Source organism: Phycicoccus sp. M110.8 (genome assembly GCF_032464895.1).
In the GTDB taxonomy this organism is placed as follows: domain Bacteria; phylum Actinomycetota; class Actinomycetes; order Actinomycetales; family Dermatophilaceae; genus Pedococcus.
Map to the genome: position 1 here is coordinate 1865705 of NZ_JAWDIC010000001.1, position 16078 is coordinate 1881782.

16 protein-coding genes are annotated in these 16078 nt (G+C 73.9%); 4 read left to right on the forward strand and 12 right to left on the reverse strand.

All coding sequences use genetic code 11. The features are described from left to right. Nucleotides 1-33 precede the first annotated feature (33 nt). Nucleotides 34-669 (forward strand): VOC family protein, encoded by a 636-nt coding sequence (locus tag RKE38_RS08910; RefSeq protein WP_316007078.1) that lies wholly within the window; start codon nt 34-36, stop codon nt 667-669. Nucleotides 670-746: 77 nt separating this feature from the next. Here RKE38_RS08910 and RKE38_RS08915 read toward each other — a convergent pair whose 3' ends face one another. After that, the gene (locus RKE38_RS08915; RefSeq protein ID WP_316007079.1) at nt 747-1154 is read right to left on the reverse strand and encodes an MmcQ/YjbR family DNA-binding protein; all 408 of its coding nucleotides are present in this window, start codon (nt 1152-1154) and stop codon (nt 747-749) included. Between the two features lie 294 nt (nt 1155-1448). On the opposite strand from RKE38_RS08915, the gene RKE38_RS08920 reads away from it, so the two are divergent. Further along, nucleotides 1449-2105, forward strand: coding sequence for a hypothetical protein (locus tag RKE38_RS08920; RefSeq protein ID WP_316007080.1), 657 nt, complete (start codon nt 1449-1451; stop codon nt 2103-2105). On the opposite strand, the gene RKE38_RS08925 is transcribed toward RKE38_RS08920, so the two are convergent. Both RKE38_RS08925 and purB read right to left on the reverse strand, forming a co-directional pair. Further along, nucleotides 2102-2461, reverse strand: a complete 360-nt coding sequence (locus RKE38_RS08925) for a DUF2568 domain-containing protein (protein WP_316007081.1) — start codon at nt 2459-2461, stop codon at nt 2102-2104. The genes RKE38_RS08920 and RKE38_RS08925 overlap by 4 nt on opposite strands. A gap of 46 nt (nt 2462-2507) precedes the next feature. After that, nucleotides 2508-3923 (reverse strand): adenylosuccinate lyase, encoded by a 1416-nt coding sequence (gene purB / locus RKE38_RS08930; RefSeq protein ID WP_316007082.1) that lies wholly within the window; start codon nt 3921-3923, stop codon nt 2508-2510. Between the two features lie 109 nt (nt 3924-4032). On the opposite strand from purB, the gene RKE38_RS08935 reads away from it, so the two are divergent. After that, nucleotides 4033-5064, forward strand: a complete 1032-nt coding sequence (locus RKE38_RS08935; protein WP_316007083.1) for an aldo/keto reductase — start codon at nt 4033-4035, stop codon at nt 5062-5064. A gap of 81 nt (nt 5065-5145) precedes the next feature. On the opposite strand, the gene RKE38_RS08940 is transcribed toward RKE38_RS08935, so the two are convergent. From RKE38_RS08940 to RKE38_RS08980, 9 genes are all read right to left on the reverse strand, one after another. Next, nucleotides 5146-6561, reverse strand: a complete 1416-nt coding sequence (locus RKE38_RS08940) for an LLM class flavin-dependent oxidoreductase (protein ID WP_316007084.1) — start codon at nt 6559-6561, stop codon at nt 5146-5148. Between the two features lie 45 nt (nt 6562-6606). Then, a complete protein-coding gene (locus RKE38_RS08945; protein ID WP_316007085.1) occupies nt 6607-6996 on the reverse strand; it encodes a tetratricopeptide repeat protein in 390 nt (129 codons plus the stop codon). A gap of 433 nt (nt 6997-7429) precedes the next feature. After that, nucleotides 7430-7951, reverse strand: a complete 522-nt coding sequence (locus RKE38_RS08950) for a low molecular weight protein-tyrosine-phosphatase (protein WP_316007086.1) — start codon at nt 7949-7951, stop codon at nt 7430-7432. Nucleotides 7952-8036: 85 nt separating this feature from the next. Continuing rightward, on the reverse strand, nt 8037-8891 hold the full coding sequence (locus tag RKE38_RS08955; protein ID WP_316007087.1) for a M56 family metallopeptidase: 855 nt from the start codon (nt 8889-8891) through the stop codon (nt 8037-8039). 29 nt (nt 8892-8920) lie between these two features. Further along, a complete protein-coding gene (locus RKE38_RS08960; RefSeq protein WP_316007088.1) occupies nt 8921-9364 on the reverse strand; it encodes a BlaI/MecI/CopY family transcriptional regulator in 444 nt (147 codons plus the stop codon). Nucleotides 9365-9371: 7 nt separating this feature from the next. Next, nucleotides 9372-11060: a thiol reductant ABC exporter subunit CydC gene (gene cydC / locus RKE38_RS08965; protein WP_316007089.1), complete on the reverse strand. Its 1689-nt coding sequence runs from the start codon at nt 11058-11060 to the stop codon at nt 9372-9374. Beyond that, a complete protein-coding gene (gene cydD / locus RKE38_RS08970) occupies nt 11057-12685 on the reverse strand; it encodes a thiol reductant ABC exporter subunit CydD (protein WP_316007620.1) in 1629 nt (542 codons plus the stop codon). Before cydD ends, cydC begins: the two co-directional genes overlap by 4 nt. Before the next feature lie 13 nt (nt 12686-12698). Next, complete coding sequence (gene cydB, locus RKE38_RS08975; RefSeq protein ID WP_316007090.1) at nt 12699-13724, reverse strand: cytochrome d ubiquinol oxidase subunit II; 1026 nt, start codon at nt 13722-13724, stop codon at nt 12699-12701. Nucleotides 13725-13752: 28 nt separating this feature from the next. Further along, complete coding sequence (locus tag RKE38_RS08980) at nt 13753-15183, reverse strand: cytochrome ubiquinol oxidase subunit I (RefSeq protein ID WP_316007091.1); 1431 nt, start codon at nt 15181-15183, stop codon at nt 13753-13755. A 173-nt stretch (nt 15184-15356) separates the two neighbouring features. Here RKE38_RS08980 and RKE38_RS08985 point away from each other — a divergent pair, with 173 nt between their 5' ends. Beyond that, nucleotides 15357-16070 (forward strand): gamma-glutamyl-gamma-aminobutyrate hydrolase family protein, encoded by a 714-nt coding sequence (locus RKE38_RS08985; RefSeq protein WP_316007092.1) that lies wholly within the window; start codon nt 15357-15359, stop codon nt 16068-16070. The last annotated feature ends 8 nt before the right edge of the window (nt 16071-16078 follow it).

The window sequence follows — 16078 nt, forward strand, 5'->3', positions numbered from 1 at the left end:
GAGCACTGTCGGCCGTGTGTCACGATGTCACGTATGCGAGTTGACCACGTGTCGTATGCGGCGGAGCACGACGGTCTGCAGGCGACCGCGGAACGCCTGTCGAAGCTGATCGGCGTCGATCCGGTCGACGGCGGCATCCACCCGCGGTTCGGCACTCGCAACGTGATCCTGCCGCTGGCGCACGACCGCTACGTCGAGGTCGTCGAGGTGCTCGACCACCCCGCCTCCGACAAGGCGCCGTTCGGCCAGGCCGTGCGTGCCCGGTCCGAGAACGGCGGCGGCTGGCTCGGCTGGGTCGTCGCCGTCGACGACATCAAGCCCGTCGAGGAGCGCATCGGCCGCCAGTCGGTCGAGGGCAACCGCCACCGTCCCGACGGCGTCGAGCTGCGCTGGCGCCAGCTCGGGGTCAAGGGCCTCATCTCCGACCCGCAGCTGCCGTTCTTCGTGCAGTGGGAGGACCGCAGCCTGCACCCGTCCGTGGGCGCCCACACCGAGGTGACCATCGAGGGCCTGCAGATCGCCGGCGACCCGGCCCGGGTCCGCGAGTGGCTGGACCTGCCGCCGGAGGGCACCTCCACCGTCATCGACTTCACCTTCGTGGCACCGCACGGCACCCCCGGGCTGCTCGCCGTCACCTTCGCGACCCCGACGGGCACCGTCACCGTCTGACGCGACGTCACCTCGACGCCCCGCCCGGTCCTGCGACCGGCGCGGGGCGTCGTCGTTGCGGTCTCTCTCGAGGCGGCTTACGTCGCCTCGAGGAACGCCTTCGCGAGCCGCTTCGGCGCGCGCGACAGCCACGCGTCTGTGATGACCTCGCGGAGCTCGGCAACCGTCAGCTCGCCGATGTCCCGCTCGCGCAGCAGCACGGCGTCGTAGCCGTCGAAGTGCGGCGTCGTGAACCACGGCCCGTCGGACTGCACCAAGGCGTCCTTGGCACCCGCGTCGGGCACGCGGAATCCCACGACGTCCTCCAGCCGCTCACCGGTCTCGGCGTCGACAGCATCCGGTCGTGGCTCGCGGAACCACACGAACGATCGGCTGCGCACCTGGTACGCCGGCCGCCCGCCCCGCGCAGCCGACTCCTCGACCTCCGGCAGGGCCAGCGCGATCGCGGCGATGTCCGCCACCGTCGCCCTGCGAGACCGTGCCACGGACCCGACCGTATGCCCGGGCGCAGGCCTCCAGCCACCCCTGACCGGACGTCTGCGCACAGACCATCGTGCTCCTGCGCACGGATCTGATCTGCGCGCAGTGACACGGACGTCTGTGCACAGACCCGCGTGGGGTGGGACGCGCGTGGGTGGGGCGCGCGTGGGAGGGGGCTGCCCGAACCGGAGACAGCGTCTACGACGAAAGCGCGACCCCGTCCCCCTCCCGCGGTCCTACCGTGGGGAGGCCGGTCACGTGCCCCTGGCCGGCGCCAGCGCCCGGGAGCAGGAGGGGCCGTGGACGCGACACCCGCACAACCCGTCCCGCCGTCCGTGCGCGCCCAGGTCCTCGCCACCGAGCACTGGTCGCTGCTCGCCACCCGGAGCATGACGTGGTCGGAGGTCATGAGCCGGATCACGATCCACCTCACCGTCACCTCCGCCTCGCTCGTCGTCCTCGCCCTCGTCGCGCAGGCGACCGGCTTCGGGACGGGCTTCCGGGTCATGGCGATCGGGCTGGCGGCATACTCGCTCGTCCTCGGCACCCTCACCGCCGCCCGCGTCCACAACGCCAGCCACGACGACGCGGCCATGGTGCTCGGCATGAACCGGCTCCGCGCCGCCTACGTGGACCTCGACCCCGGCATCGCGCCCTACCTCGTCGCCGGCACGACGAACGACCGGGACGGGCTGATGCAGACGTACCTCATGGGTGCCCGCCGCTCGACGTTCAGCCATGTCGTGGCGAGCACCGCCATGTTCATGAACGCCGTGAACACCATGGTCGCCGGCACGCTCGGGGCCCTGGTCGCGTATGCCGTGGGCGCTGGTCCCGTCGGCACGAGCATCGCCGGCGTGCTCACCGCGCTGTCCCACCTGGGGGTCATGGTGGAGTGGGGTCGTCGGACGTTCGGCGTGGACCCACCCGGGACGGGAGCGGGTCAGGTCCCCTAGCTCGCGGGCGACCGCTCCTGCTGGTCGACCAGGGCCCTGATCGAGGGCAGCTGGGCGAGCCCGTTGACGACCACGGAGAACACGAGCAGTGCGACCGCCCACCCGTGGTGACCGGCCACCCACAGCCCGAGCGAGGCCAGCCCGAAGACCAGCACCTTCACCACCGGTCGCACGACCGGGCCGCCCCACCGGGCCCGCGGTGACGCGAACGCCCACCACACGGCGACCACCACCACCGGTGCGAGGACCGCGAGCACCCAGCCGCCCGCATACGAGCCCCACACGCCTGCCGCCACCGCCGCCAGCACCTCGTCCAGGAAGACGAGCGTCAGCACCACCCATCCCAGCGCGGCCACCCGCGTCCCCCTTCCTCCGTCCGGCCCCGTCGGCCGGCTCGTGCGGTCAGTCCACGTCGAGCAGGTCGACCAGCTGCGGCGCCACCCCGACGTACGTCTGCGGCGTCATCGCCGAGAGCCGGGCGGCCACGTCGTCGGGCAGCCCGAGCCCCGCCACGAACGCGCGCAGGTCGTCGCCGGTGATGCGGCGACCGCGGGTGAGCTCCTTGAGCCGCTCGTAGGGGTTCTCCATGCCGGGCACGCCCTGGGCGCCGAGGGCGCGCATCGCAGACTGCACCGGCTCGCCGAGCACCTCCCAGTTGGCGTCGAGGTCGGCCGCCATCGCCGCGGGCACGGCGTCGAGGCCGGCGAGTCCGCGCATGACGTTGTCGAGCGCGAGCAGCGAGTGGCCGAAGGCGGTGCCGATGTTGCGCTGCATGGAGGAGTCGGTGAGGTCGCGCTGCAGCCGCGAGGTCACCAGCGTCGAGCCGAGCACGTCGAAGAGGGCGTTGGAGACCTCGAGGTTGGCCTCGGCGTTCTCGAAGCGGATCGGGTTGACCTTGTGCGGCATCGTCGAGGAGCCGACGGTGCCCTGGCCGCGCACCTGCGCGAAGTAGCCCATCGAGATGTAGGTCCACACGTCGGTGCAGAGGTTGTGCAGCACCCGGTTGAAGCGCGCGACGTCGGCGTAGAGCTCGGCCTGCCAGTCGTGGCTCTCGATCTGCGTCGTGAGCGGGTTCCAGTGCAGCCCAAGCGATTCCACGAACTCCCGGCTCAGCGCCGGCCAGTCCGCACCCGGCACGGCGGCCAGGTGCGCGCCGAAGGTGCCCGTGGCTCCGTTGAGCTTGCCGAGGTACTCGGCGGCGCGGACCCGGCGCAGCTGACGGCCGAGCCGGTGCGCCAGGACGGCGAGCTCCTTGCCCATCGTGGTCGGCGTCGCCGGCTGGCCGTGCGTGTGCGCGAGCAGCGGCACGTCGCGCAGGTCCGAAGCCATCGTCGCGACCGCCTCGACCAGCTCGGTCGCGCGCGGCAGCCAGACCTGCTCGACCGCGCCCTTGACCATGAGCGCGTACGAGAGGTTGTTGACGTCCTCGCTGGTGCAGCAGAAGTGGATCAGCTCGGCCAGGCCCCGGTCCTCGGGTGCGGGCGCGATGGCGGTCAGCCGCCGCTTGAGGAAGTACTCGACCGCCTTGACGTCGTGCTGGGTCTCGCGCTCGATCTCGGCCATCTCCGCGATCTCGGCAGCCCCGAAGTCCTCGACGACGGTGCGCAGCGCGGTCTTCTCGTCGTCGGTGAGCGCGCGCACGCCGGGCACGACCCCGTGGTCGGTGAGGAAGACCAGCCACTCGACCTCCACCCGCACCCGCTCGCGGTTGAGCGCCGGCTCGGAGAGGTGGTCGACGAGCGGTGCCACCGCGCCGCGGTAGCGGCCGTCGAGGGCGCCGAGGGCGATGGGCGGGGTCGCGTCAGCAAGCGAGGCCATGGCCCACAGTGTCCCAGAGCGCCGGAGCGGGTATGCCGCAAGGCTCCGTCCGTGGGACGGCCGTCCGCTGGGGGTGCCGCGCCCCGGCACCCGGCATACGGTCGAGCACATGCGCTACACGACCCTCGGGAACTCAGGAACCGTCGTCTCCACCCAGTGCCTCGGCACCATGACCTTCGGGGCGGAGGCCGACGAGCAGACCTCCGGGCAGATCCTCGACGCCTTCGCCGAGGCGGGCGGGACGTTCCTCGACACCGCCGACGTCTACAGCTCGGGGACGTCCGAGGAGATCGTCGGACGCTGGCTGAAGGAGCACCCCACCGAGGCGGCGCAGGCCGTCATAGCGACCAAGGGCCGGTTCCCCATGGGTGAGGGGCCCAACGACGTGGGCCTGTCGCGGCGCCACCTGCGCCGCGCGCTCGACGACTCGCTGCGCCGGCTCGGGGTCGAGCACATCGACCTCTACCAGATGCACGCCTGGGACGCGGTGACGCCGCTGGAGGAGACGCTGCGCTTCCTCGACGACGCCGTGGCCGCGGGGAAGATCGGCTACTACGGGTTCTCGAACTACCTCGGCTGGCAGGTCACCAAGGCGGTCCACGTCGCCCGCGCCCACGGCTGGGCGCCGCCGGTGACGCTGCAGCCGCAGTACAACCTGCTCGTCCGCGACATCGAGCACGAGGTCGTGCCCGCCTGCCTCGACGCCGGCATCGGACTGCTGCCGTGGTCGCCGCTCGCGGGCGGCTGGCTGACCGGCAAGTACCAGCGCGACCAGCAGCCCGAGGGTGCCTCGCGCCTCGGGGAGGACCCCGAGCGCGGGATGGAGGCGTGGGGTCCGCGCAACAAGCAGGAGCGCACGTGGGCCGTCGTCGACGCGGTGCGCGAGGTCGCCGACGCGGTGGGCGCGACCCCTGCACAGGTGGCGCTGGCGTGGGTCGGCGCCCAGCCGGCGGTCACCTCGGTCATCCTCGGCGCGCGCTCGGTGGAGCAGCTGCGCGACAACCTCGCCGCCGCCGACCTCGACGTGCCGGCCGAGCACCTCGACCGGCTGACGGAGGTCAGTGCGCCGCAGGCCGACGACTACCCGTACGGCACCGCCGGTGTCGCCCAGCGGGACCGCGAGCTCACCGGCGGCCGCTGAGCCCACGCCCGGTGACGCCCGGCCGTCGCCGTGTCGCACGGCCGGGCGGATGGGCCGGGCGCCGGGCCTCGGTGGGAGGCGTCAGTAGAAGCCGTACCGGTCCAGGGCCGGGACGAGCTCGTCCTCCTCGAAGGACAGGTGCTCGAGCAGGGTCTGCGAGAGCCGGTCGACGACGCGCTGCAGCTCCGGAGTGCCCGACGCGCCGGTGACCAGGCCGACCAGCGCGTCGTCGAGCTGCTCGAGCACGTCGTGGATCACGACGTGCTCCTGCTCCAGCCGGTCGAGCACCGGTGCGAGGTCGGGGTCGCTGCGCCGCAGGTGCGGGAAGACCGAGCGGTCCTCCAGGCCGTGGTGGCCGGTGACGAAGCGGCAGTACTGCTGGCAGTACGCCCCGAGCGTCCAGTTGTTCTGCCGCATCGTGAGCTCGTTGATCGCGTTGCGGGCACGGTGCGCCTGCTCCTCGCCCGCAACCACCTGCTCGACGATGTCGCGCAGCCGGGCCAGCTCGGCCCGCAGGCCGTCGTGGACCTCGACGAGGTGCGCGCCCGCCCCTGCGTGCGCCTGGGCGGCGCCGTCGTCGTCGGTCGGTCGCACGGCGACGGTCTGGCGGACGGCCGGTTCGGCAGCGGGTGCGTCGGCACCGCCGGCGGCCCTGCGGGAGCGCTCGTCCTCGACGAGCTCCCGGGTCGCCGGGGCCACCTCGGCGGCGAACCGCTGCACGTCCCGCACCGACGCGACCGGCAGGATGAAGGTGGACATCCCGTGCTGCAGGGCCAGCTCCGCCAGCTGCTCGGGCCCGACCCCCGGGTCGACGTTATACAGCCGCCGCACCGCCGCCGGGTCGCGGCCGGCGCCGCGCGCCGCCTCGTCGATCGCCGCGTTCATGGCCGCGAGCTCGGAGGGCCCGGCATACCCCATCGAGGGGAGCCAGCCGTCGGCGAGCCGGCCGGTGAGGCGGAGCATCCGCGGCTTGTACGCCCCGATCCAGATGCCGATCGGGTGGGCGGGCGCAGGCCCCGCGTGCAGGCCCTTGACCCGGTAGTGCTCCCCGTCGACGGAGACCGATCCGCGCCCGGACCAGACGCCACGGATGACCTCGATCGCCTCCTCGAGCGCGGTCGTGGCCTCACCGGGGGTGCGGCGCGGGCCGCCGGCGGCCGCGATCGCGTCCCAGAAGGCGCCGGTGCCCAGCCCGAGCTCCACGCGCCCGCCCGAGAGCAGGTCGAGCGTCGCGGCGCTGCGGGCCAGGACCACCGGCGGGCGCAGGGGCAGGTTGGCCACGTTGGGGGCCACGCGCACCGTCGTCGTCCGGGCCGCGACCACCGACAGCAGGGTCCAGGTGTCGAGGTGCCGGGCGTTGTACGGGTGGTCCTGCACGGTCACGAGGTCCAGGCCGCTGACGTCGGCGGCCTCGCTCATCTGCAGGACGAGGTCGGCCGCCGAGGCGTCAGGGGTGGGGAAGATGCCGAACTCCAGCTGGTGCCCGTAGTCCGTCACGAGAGTCCTCCGCGTCGTTGCCGTGGGTCCGGGTGCAGGTCGGCGTCAGTGCGGGGCCGGCGCCGTGCGCTCACCGTAGGCGCTGGGCCGCTCGTAGTCGCCCAGCACCTCGGCCAGGGCGAGGTGGCGCCGGGCGTCGTCGTGGCGCCCCTGCCGCTGCAGGGTGCGACCGAGCAGCAGGTGCAGGTAGCCGTCCGCGGGCCGCTCCTCCACGAGCTCGCGCAGCAGCGCCTCGGCGCGGCCGAGCTGGGCCGAGCCGAAGTAGGCACGGGCGAGCAGCACGCGCAGCTCGGTGGTGTCGTGCAGGACCTCGGCCTCGCGGGCCTCGGCGACGAGCTCGGCGAGCGCGCCGGCGGCCGCGATGTGGTCCCCGCGGTCGAACAGGGTGCGCGCCCAGGTCAGGCGGAGGGCGAACGGGGTGGTCGTGGCGGTCATGCCCTCACAACATAGTTGTGATTTCAACTATTCCGGCGCGACGCCGGCGTCGGGCGGCGGACGGCCGGCGTAGGGCGCACGGGCGTCGAGCAGCCCGGCGTCGGACTCAGGCCGGTGTGGCTCCGCTCCCGGACAGCCGCCAGCCGCCGCGCAGGATGAGGTCGACGAGTTCCTGGCGCTGCTCCTGGGTGAGGACGCGCTCGTCGGTGGAGAGGGGCTCGTGCATGGGTACGAGGGTACGAACGCCCTTGCCGACGACACGAACCGAGGAGGGTGGGGACGAGGGACTCCCGACCGAAGGGAGGAGGACGAGAGCGTCCGAACGTGGCCGAACCGGGCCGAACGGGCGCAATGGCGCCCCTGTCCCTCAGGTCCCGGTGGTCAGGGGCGCCCTCGGGTCCCGGTGGTCAGGCGCGCCCTCGGGTCCCGGTGGTCAGGCGCGTCGGTCGAGCTCTCGTCGGACGTGCTCGACGACCCCGTCGGCGGCCGCGGTCACCTCGGCGTACGTCTGGTCGAAGGCGGACTCGTCCTCGCCGTACCACGGGTCGTCCATGTCGAGGGTCCCCGCGCGCTCGGACTCGGGGTCGAAGGAGCGGAGCATGCGGATCTTGTCGCGGTGCGCGTCGGTGCGGGCGAGCCGGCGCAGCTCCCGGGCGTGGCCGGAGTCCGCGGCGAGGACGAGGTCGACCTCGTCGAACCACGACCGCTCGAACTTCCGGGCCACGTGGTCGGCTCCGCCGAAGTCCTCGTGCCCGTTGCGCTCGAGGACGGCGAGCGTGCGCGGGTCCGCGGCGTTCCCGACCTCCCAGGAGTGGGTGCCGGCGGAGTCGACGACCACCCGGTCCCCCAGCCCCGCCTCGGTGAACCGCTCGCGCAGGACGAACTCGGCCATGGGCGAGCGGCAGATGTTCCCGGTGCAGACGACGGTCACGCGGTAGGGGCGGGAGGCGGTCATGCCCCCATCCAACAGGACGCCCCGAGCGGCCCGGCGGCCTCCCCGCGGGTCCCCCCCCCGGCGGCCGCGGCCCACGTCGCCGCGGTCAGCGCAGCGCGAGGAGCAGGAGCGTGACGGGAGTCGCGAGGACGGCGAGCGCGAAGGCGGTCATGACGGCGCGCAGCCACCGTGGCGCCTCCTCCTGCGTGAGCAGCTCCATCCGCGCCCGCGTCGCCGACGTGCTGGCCGGGTCGGCAGCCCCGAGCGCGGCGGACGGGTGGTGCCCGCTCGCGAGCGTGACCAGCGCCCGCGCCAGGGGTACCTCGCCGACGGCCCGCCGGGCGGCCCGGTCGGCCAGCACCTCGACGAGCAGGCGCACCTCGCGCAGGGCCTCGGGGGCGCGCAGCCGGGCCGGCGCCGACCGGTGCAGCACCGTGAAGAACTCGAGGACGAGGTCGTGCCGGGCGCGCAGGTGGGCCTGCTCGTGCGCCAGCACGGCGGCCAGCTCCTCGGCCGGCAACGCCTGCAGGGCCCCTTCGCTGAGCACCACCCGCCGGCGCAGCCCGGGCAGGCAGTATGCCGTGGGCGTCGGGTGCGCCAGCACGCGCAGCTCGGCACCGTGGCCGGCCGCGGGGCCCTGGGCGGCGGTGCGCGGCAGCTCGGTGCCCAGGACGTCGACAAGCCGCCTGTGCCGCCGGCGGTCGGCTCGGATCCCGGTGCCCACCCGGTGGCCCGACCAGAGCAGCCGCGCGAGGACCGCGACACCGATGAGGCTCGCCACCGGCCCCCACCAGGACGGCCCGCCCGTGGCCCAGGCCGCGGGGGCGACGGTGAGGGCGGACAGCACCGCCGCCAGGGAGACCGCCTGCCACACGAGCAGCGCCTCGAGGGGAGCGCGCCGGAAGCGCACCAGCGGCGCCATGACCCGCGGGGCGGGGCCGGCCAGCAGGACCGCCAGCACGGCCAGGGCCGCCGGCGCCAGGGCGTGGCTCAGCGCGACGTCCCCGGTCGGCGCCCGGACCCGCCGTCGCCGGTGCCCGAGTGGCGGGCCTCGACCTGCGCGAGGGCCACCTTGAGGTCCGCGATCTCGTCCGCGGTGGCGTCGTCGAGGAAGTGCAGCATCGCGGCGCGGCGGTCCTCCCCGGCCATGCCCTGCAGCTGCTCGCGCATGGTCGCCGCGGTGAGGGCCTCGCGGCTGCTCGCCGGGGCGTAGCGGTAGGCCCGCCCGCTGCGCTCCTGGGTGAGCAGGCCGGCGTCCGCGAGCCGGCCCATGACGGTCATGACGGTCGTGTAGGCGATCCTTCGACGGGCGACGATCGCGTCGTGGACCTCGCGGACCGACACGGAGGGGTGGCCGGCGTCGACCGCCGACCAGATGGCGTCCATGACGGCGCGCTCGAGGTCCCCGAGCTGGTTCATGGCCTTGTGCGGCATGGCTACCTCATCCTCCGGTGACCGCCGGGACGCGGGCACCCAGGTCAATGATGCCGTCCGCTCCTGAGAGGCCCTCCGGCCGGTGGCTGACCACGACGACCGTGCGGTTCCCGCGGGCGGCCAGCAGGTCCTCGAGCACCGCGACGGCGGTGGGGTGGTCGAGGTGGGCGACCGGCTCGTCGAGCAGCAGGACGGGCCGCTTCGACAGCAGCGCCCGCGCGATCGACAGCCGGGCGCGCTCGCCGCCGCTCAGGCCGCGGCCGCCGGAGCCGAGCCGGGTGTCGAGGCCGTCGGCCAGCCCCGTGCGCCAGTCCCGGAGGCCGGCGGCGTCGAGAGCTGCGGCGACCTCGGCGTCGGTGGCACCCGGCCGGGCGAGCCGCAGGTTCTCGCGCAGGGTCGTGGCGAACACGTGCGGCTCGTCGTCGACCACGGCGAAGAGCGATCGCACCTCGGCCAGCGGCAGCGCCAGGGCGTCGGCGCCGTCGACGGTGTAGCTGCCGTCCTGGGGGTCGAGCTGCCGGGCGAGGACCGCCAGCGCGGTCGACTTCCCGCAGCCGGACGGCCCGGTGAGCGCGACGACCGAGCCCGGAGCGAGGTCGAGGTCGACCGGGCCGACAGCACGCCGGTGCCCGTCCCACGAGGCGGTGACACCGCTCAGGCGCAGGCGCGGCGGCACGGTGCGGGAGGCGGATGCCCCGTCCTCGTCGGTGGCGTCCCCGGTGGCGCCCCCGGTCGCGAGGCCGGATCCGGCGACCGCGGATGCGTCGACCGCGGCTGCGGCGACGGCGGGTGCCTCGTCGGTCAGGGCGTCGAGCCGGCGCCCGGCTGCACGCGCGCTGGCCAGGGCCCGCGCCGCGTCCGGCAGCGGGCTGAGCACCTCGGCGAGGGCGAACGGCGCCAGCACCACCAGGGCCAGCACTGGGGTCGGCCGGTCGCTGCCGGTGGCGACGAGCGCGGCGACGAGGGTGGCGACGGCGGTCGCCACCGGGATCGCTGCGGCCGCGCCGGCCCGGCCACGGCTCTGCCGCCGGACCGCAGCGGCGAGGGAGTCGTGCGCCTCGCCCAGCCAGCCCAGGGCCGACGCACCGGCGCCGACCGCGGCCAGGTCGAGGGCCTGGCTCGCGGTGAGCTCCGCGGTCGCCGTCGCGTCGGCGCGCGCCCGCACCAGGTCGTCGTGCCCCCGCTCCTCGACCAGCCAGGCCACGGTCGTCGTGGCCGCCGCCACGAGGAGCAGGCCCGCCACGGCGACACCTGCCCACGGCTCGACCACGCCGCAGAGCACCGCGGTGAGGACGCCGGTGACGGCCGTGGCGACGAACGGCACGGCGACCCGCACCTGCGCCTCGACCCGGTCGGTGAGGTCGTCCACGACTCCGGACAGCATGGCCGCCCGGCCCCGGCGCACGAGGCGCGCCGGGGTCAGGGGCACGAGCGCGGCATACAGGCGGGTGCGCTCGGTGGCCAGCTCGTCGAGGGCCGCGTCGTGCGAACGCAGGCGCTCGGCATACCGGAAGACGGGGCGCGCGATCCCGAACGTGCGCACGGCCACGATCGCCGTCAGCAGGGTGAGGATCACCGGTCGCTCGCTGGCGCGCACGATGAGCCACCCCGACGTGGCAGTCAGGGCCACGCCCGACGACAGGGCTGCGGCGCCGAGCACGCCGGCGAGGACGATGCGGGGGGTGAAGAGCCTCATCGGGCGAGCACCGCCCGGTCCTGGGGGTGCTGCGCACCGAGGTGGACGTGGGCGTCGGCGAGGGCGACGAGCTCGGGCCGGTGGGTGACCGCGACGACGCAACGCGAGTCGGCAAGTGCCCTGATCGCCCTGTGCGCCAACGTCATCGAGCCGTCGTCGAGGTGTGCCGTCGGCTCGTCGAGCAGGACGACCGGCGCGTCGCCGAGGGCCGCGCGGGCCAGGACGAGACGTGCCCGCTGCCCCGCGGACAGGCCGCGCCCGTCGTCGCCGAGCGTGGTGTCGAGGCCCTCCGGGAGGGCTGCGACCGCGCCGTCGAGCCCGACCGCGCGCAACGCCGACCAGACGGCGTCGGTCGAGGTGTCGGGGCCCGTCCCGAGGGTGAGGTTCTCGCGCACCGTGCCCGTGGTGAGGAACGGCCGCTGCGTCACGAGGTGGGTGGCGGACGCGTGGACGACGCCGGCGTCCGGAGTGCGCAGCCCGGCGAGCAGCTCGAGCAGCGTGGTCTTGCCGATGCCCGAGGGGCCGGTCACCGCAATGAGGCCGCGGCCGGCGTCGAGGTCGAGGCCGGTGAGGGTCGGCCGGTCCGCGCCGGGGTGGGTGTAGGCGAGACCGCGCACCGAGATGCCCGGCACCGTGGGTACCGTGGCTTGCGCGAGCCCGGCGGGCTCCGCTGCCCCGTCCCGGGGGTCGTCGCCGGCGAGCTGCCGGGTCGCGTCGGCGAGGGCCTGCGCGCCGTCGGCCGCGGTGTGGAACTCCGCGCCCACCCGCCGCACCGGCCAGTACGCCTCGGGCGCGAGCAGGATCGCGAGCAGCCCGGTGGACAGGTCGACCGTGCCGTGGGTCAGCCGGATCCCGACGAACACGGCCACGATCGCCACGCAGATGCTGGCGAGCAGCTCCAGGGCCGCGGAGCTGAGGAACGCCAGCCGCAGGGTCGCCATCGTGGCGACCCGGTGCCGCCGGCTGACCTCGCCGACGACCTCGACCTGGCGCTCGCCCCGGCCGTAGGACACCAGCGTCGGCAGCCCGCGCACGACGTCGAGGAAGTGGCCGCTGAGCCCGGCGAGCGCCTGCCACCGGCGCTGCGTCGCGTCCTGCGTCGTCGCGCCGATGAGGGCGGCGAAGACGGGAAGCAGCGGCAGCGTCAGCACGACGACGAGCGCGCTCAGCGGGTCGACGAAGGCCATCACCACGACCGCGAGGGCCGGGACCACCGCGGCGGTGACCAGCGCCGGGAGGAAGCGCGCGACGTACGGCTCGACGCTCGCCGACCCCGACGTGGCGAGCGTGACGGCGGTGGCGGGGTCCGGCCGGGTCTCGACCGGGGCGCCGAGCCAGCGCCCGACCAGCCGCGTGCGCAGCGCGGAGCTCACCGTCGTCCCGGCGCGGGCCGCGACCCGCTCGCCCGTGTGGGCGAGCAGGCCGCGGACCACGAACAGACCCACGAGGTATGCCGCGGGCACGGCCAGCGGCGTGCCCCTCACCACCGCCACCACGACGGCGGTGAGGGCGAAGGCGGTGGCGACGGTGGCCACTCCCGAGGCGATGCCGACGGCCGCGAGGACGGCCAGGGGCCGCCGCGCCTCGGGGACGGTGCGCAGGAGCTGGGGGTCGAACGGACGCATCGACACCCGGGCCTCAGTGCATCGCCGGCGCGGGGATGTGCTGGGTGCCGATCCGCTTGCGGAAGACCCAGTACGTCCACGCCTGGTAGGCCACGACGAGCGGCGTGAAGACCACCGCGACCCAGGTCATGATCGTCAGCGTCCGGTCGGTGCTGGAGGCGTTGGCCGTCGTCAGGGACCAGGCGGCGTTAGTCGTGCTCGGCATGACGTCGGGGAACAGCAGGAGGAAGTAGGTCGCCACGGCCATCGCGATGGTGACGAAGGTGCCGGTGAACGCCCAGCCCTCACGACCCCGCGCCCCGGCGGCCAGCGCGCCGAGGAGTGCGGCCGCGGCGAGCACGGTCGTCGCCCAGGACCAGCCGTTCCCCTGCTGGAACCCGAGCACCCCGAGCAGCGCCACGGCGAGGACCGCGGTGACGGCCCCGGCGCGGATCGCGATGCGCCGGGCGTCCTGGCGGATGTCGCCGGCCGTCTTCAGCGCGGTGAAGAAGGCACCGTGGGTGAGGAAGAGGCCGAGCGTGACGAGCCCGCCGAGCAGCGACAGCGGGTTGAGCAGGGTGAACAGGTTGCCGGTGAACTCCTTGTCGGCCGCGATCGGCAGGCCGCGCACGACGTTGGTGAGGGCGACGCCCCACAGCAGGGCGGGTACGAACGAGCCGGCCACGATCGCGAGGTCCCAGCGACGGCGCCACTGCGGGTCGTCCCTCTTGCCCCGGTAGTCGAACCCGAGGTTGCGGACGATGAGCGCCACGAGGATGAGCAGCAGCGGCAGGTAGAACGCGCTGAACATCGTCGCGTACCAGTGCGGGAAGGCCGCGAACGTCGCGCCACCTGCGGTGAGGACCCACACCTCGTTGCCGTCCCAGACAGGGCCGATGGTGTTGACCAGGACGCGGCGGCGCTTCTCGGTGTCCTCGGCGTCGCGGCCCCGGCCGAGCACCGGCAGCAGCATGCCGACACCGAAGTCGAAGCCCTCGAGGACGAAGTAGCCGGTCCACAGGACGGCGATGACGATGAACCAGACGGTGCTGAGCTCCATGACGGATTCCGTTCTCTGTGTTGGGGTCTCAGTACGCGAACGCCAGCGGGGCGTCCTCGTCGGTGGACTCGGGGGTGGCGGGCTCCTCGAACGGCGGTGCGCCGGCCCGCACGTAGGTGAGGAAGAGCTTGACCTCGACTACGGCGAGCACTCCGTAGAGCAGCGTGTAGACGACCATCGACGTGACGACCTCGCCTGCCGACACCGACGGCGAGACCCCGGTGGCGGTCGACATGACGCCGAAGACGAGCCACGGCTGGCGCCCGACCTCGGTGAAGATCCAGCCGAAGCTGTTGCCCAGCACCGGCAGCAGCGGTGCGGCGATGATGACCCAGTGCCACCAGCGCGCCCGCGGCACGCGGTCGCGTCGGGTCGTCCACAGCGTCGCGACTGCGATGAGCGCGGCCAGGACGCCGACGCCGATCATGAGCCGGAACGCCCAGTACGACAGCGGGATGTTCGGCGCGTAGGTCGCGTCCATGGTGAGGGGGTTGCCGGCGAACTGGGTCGCGTACTGCGCCTTGAGGTCGTTGATGCCCTGGACGCTGCCGTCGAAGCGGCCGGTCGCGAGGAAGCTCAGCAGGCCGGGGACGGTGATCGAGAACTTCTCCTGGCTGCCGTCGAGCGAGCCGACGGTGAAGAGGCTGAACGGCGCGTTGCCCGCGGACGAGGTGTACAGCGCCTCGGCCGCCGCCATCTTCATGGGCTGGACCTCGGTCATGATCTTGCCCTGGATGTCACCGGTGACCGAGACCGCGAGACCCGCGACGAGCGTGACCCACGCGCCGAGCCGGGTCGAGCGGCGGTACATCGGGGCGTCCGCGCCGACGTCCGCGCGCCGCAGGTGCCACAGGGACACGGCCATGACCATCGCGCCGCCGACCATGTATGCCGCGGTGACGACGTGCGGGAACGTCACGAGCTGGACCTTGTTGGTGAGGACGGCGACGAAGTCGGTGAGCTCGGCCCGGTGCGTCTGCGGGTTGTACCGGTACCCGACCGGGTGCTGCATGAACGAGTTGGCGGCGAGGATGAAGTAGGCCGACAGCAGCGTGCCGACGTGCACGATCCACATGCAGGCCGCGTGCAGCTTCTCCGGGATCCGGCCCCAGCCGAAGATCCACAGCCCGAGGAAGGTCGACTCGAGGAAGAACGCGAGCAGCGCCTCGATCGCGAGCGGCGCACCGAAGATGTCGCCGACGAAGCGGCTGTAGTCCGACCAGTTCATGCCGAACTGGAACTCCTGCACGATGCCGGTGACGAGCCCGAGCGCGAAGTTGATGGTGAAGAGCTTCCCGAACAGCTTGGCCAGCCGCAGGTCGTCCGGGCGGTGCCGGCGCACCCACGCCGTGTGGTACCAGGCGACCAGGGCCGAGAGCCCGATCGTGATGGGCACGAAGAGGAAGTGGTACACCGTGGTGATGGCGAACTGCCACCGTGCCAGGTCGAGGTTGTCCATCGGGGACGCTCCGGGGTCGTCGGGTCGAGGAGTGGCGTGCTGCGGACGCAGAACTACTACGTTCCGTAGTAAATACTACGCCTCGTCGTAGACGCCTCGGCAGGGCCGAAGGTCCCGGGCGGCTGTGACCTGCGGCACCTCCGTGGCGGCGCCGGCTGGCTAGGGTCGCCGGTATGCCGCGTGCCCGCCGTCCGCTCGTCCTCGTCCCCGCCCGCTGGGCCGGCGTCATCGAGGGCCGGGAGCGGCCGGGCGTCTTCGCGCCCAGGACGCTCATGGACGCCGTCAGCCGCGCCGGCGGCGAGCCGGTGCTGGCCTGGCCCGACACCGCCGAGCGGGCCGAGGCCCTGGTCGGGGTCGCGGATGCTGTTGTCCTGCAAGGCGGCGACGACCTCGACCTGAGGCCGTTCGGGGTGCCGGAGGTCCACCCGCGCGAGGTCCACCCCCTGCCGGAGCAGGACGCGGCGGACGTCGCCGTCACGCGCGCGGCGCTCGCTGCCGGCCTGCCGGTGCTGGCCATCTGCCGGGGGATGCAGGTCCTCAACGTCGTGCTGGGCGGCACCATCCACCAGCACTACGACGAGACGTCGGTCGCGCACGCCAACAACCCGCACGACGTCGACGTCGTCCCGGGCACGCTGCTGGAGTCGGTCGTCGGTGCCGGCGCCCGCGGCGGCTGGTCGAACCACCACCAGGCCTGCGACCGGCTCGCCGACGGCATGGTCCTGTCCGCGACCACGTCCGACGGCTGCGTCGAGGCGTTCGAGTCCACCGACGGCACGGTCCTCGCGGTGCAGTGGCACCCCGAGGTGGACGCCGAGCGCGTCCCGCACCAGCAGGCGCTCTTCGACTGGGTCGTGCGCGCCGCGCATGCGGTGGCGGAGGAATGAGCGAGTGC